The following is a 1,844-nucleotide window of genomic DNA, read 5'->3' on the forward strand; positions in this document are numbered from 1 at the left end:
TGCTGGATGCAGGGAGAGTTTGACATGAGCGCCGCCACCCACGCACAGCAACCTGCGCTGTTTACAGCCATGCTGACACAGTTTCGTGCTGACCTCTCCGTGTTTAACGCGCAGTGCCATGGTGGCAGTGCTGCAGATGTGCCGTGGATTTGTGGTGACACGACGTATTACTGGAAAAATACATACGCTACCCAGTACGACACCGTGTACGGCGGGTATAAAAACAGGGAGAGTGAGGGCGTTTATTTTGTGCCCTTCATGACAGACGGTAACGGCGTCAATACCGCCACTAACGCGCCGGCAGAAGATCCGGATATTCCGGCATCAGGATATTACGGTGCGGCATCGAGAACGAATGGAAACCAGGTATCATCAAACCGCCCGACACATTTCAGTTCATGGGCGCGCAGGAGCATTATTCCGGATCGTCTGGCAACCGCTATTCTGAACGCAGCCGGGCGCACCTCAGCCTTCATCAGTGGTAAGGCACCGGAAATCAAACCCTCGCCCGGCGGCAACACGCCATCGGGTCCGTCTGCAGATACGTCCGTTCGCACAATCTCCCTGCTGCCGGCAGCCGGAGAGGCTGCTGCGCAGGGCTGGAGCATTAAGGATGGCGGAATTCAGTTGTCAGATGGTGTATTTAAGATCACCAAGCAGAGCAATAAAACCTGGTCCCTGACGCATCCGGTGGATGACGCAATTACCCTGCTGACACAGGGCGGCAGACTGACCTGTAAGTTCCGCCTGTCAGGCGCACTGACCAACAATCAGTTCGGGCTGGGGATTTATCTGTATACGGATGCTCCCGTTCCTGATGGTGTGGCGATGACGGGTACCGGTAATCCGTTCCTGATGTCGTACTTCACTCAGACCACTGACGGCAGAGTGAATCTGATGCATCACAGGAAAGCCGGAAACACGAAGCTGGGGGAGTTCGGCGATTACGGTAACGACTGGCAGACGCTGGAGCTGGTGTTCACCGCCGGCAGTGCCACGGTTACTCCGAAACTGAATGGAGTGGCTGGCCCGGCATTCCAGGTTATAAAAGACAGTCTGACACTGGGACTGAATGCGCTGACGCTGACGGATGTTACAAAAAATGCAGCGTATGGCGTTGAGATAGAAAGTCTGATGCTGGAGATAAATGCACCGGCAGCATAATAAAAAAAGCCAGCGCCCACTCTGAAGGACGCTGGCTAAAACGGGTAGATGTACTTCACATGATACTTATATCTGGCAGTACATTTTCTGACAGACAGTGACGGATGTTGTCAAGATATTGTGTCATTTATAACCTGAATCAGGGGAGGCCGGAATGTTATCTGGCATTTTTAGCAGAGCCTGAATGCCATAATCACGGCTCCCGGTGTTGGCCGTCAGTGGGTGACACTGGCGGCTTTTTTGTTTTTCTTTACTTTCATTTTCTGTCGGCGGTGACGGAGACATACATCAGATGGAAAAAATCACAACAGGTGTGTCATACACCACGTCAGCGGTGGGGACGGGATACTGGTTACTGCAGCTGCTGGACAAAGTCTCTCCGTCCCAGTGGGTGGCAATAGGTGTGCTGGGGAGTCTGCTGTTTGGCCTGCTGACGTATCTGACAAACCTTTATTTCAAGATTAAAGAAGATAAGCGCAAGGCTGTGAGAGGTGAATAATGCCTCCATCATTACGAAAAGCCGTTGCTGCTGCTATTGGTGGTGGGGCTGTTGCCATAGCGTCTGTGCTCATCACTGGTCCGAGTGGTGACGATGGCCTGGAAGGTGTCAGCTACATACCATACGAAGATATCGTTGGCGTATGGACTGTATGTCACGGACACACCGGAAAAGACATCAT

General features: G+C 52.6%; 3 protein-coding genes. All 3 read left to right on the forward strand.

Features of this window, described 5'->3' with window-relative positions; genetic code table 11:
• Window positions 1-1,164 (forward strand): DUF6645 domain-containing protein (locus HEN33_RS24785; RefSeq protein WP_342367209.1); only part of this gene is annotated, 1,164 nt, incomplete at its 5' end.
• A 292-nt stretch (window positions 1,165-1,456) separates the two neighbouring features.
• On the forward strand, window positions 1,457-1,663 hold the full coding sequence (locus tag HEN33_RS24790) for a class II holin family protein (RefSeq protein ID WP_054496531.1): 207 nt from the start codon (window positions 1,457-1,459) through the stop codon (window positions 1,661-1,663).
• Window positions 1,663-1,844: glycoside hydrolase family protein (locus HEN33_RS24795; protein ID WP_072170565.1), on the forward strand; the 182-nt coding region annotated here is incomplete at its 3' end. The genes HEN33_RS24790 and HEN33_RS24795, both read left to right, overlap by 1 nt.

It is taken from the genome of Escherichia sp. 94.0001 (genome assembly GCF_013369155.2).
Lineage (GTDB): Bacteria > Pseudomonadota > Gammaproteobacteria > Enterobacterales > Enterobacteriaceae > Escherichia > Escherichia coli_F.

What these genes read in the sequence shown, in the direction of transcription:
- HEN33_RS24790 (WP_054496531.1), top strand. Translation starts at nt 1,457, where the DNA reads ATGGAAAAAATCACAACAGGTGTGTCATACACCACGTCAGCGGTGGGG.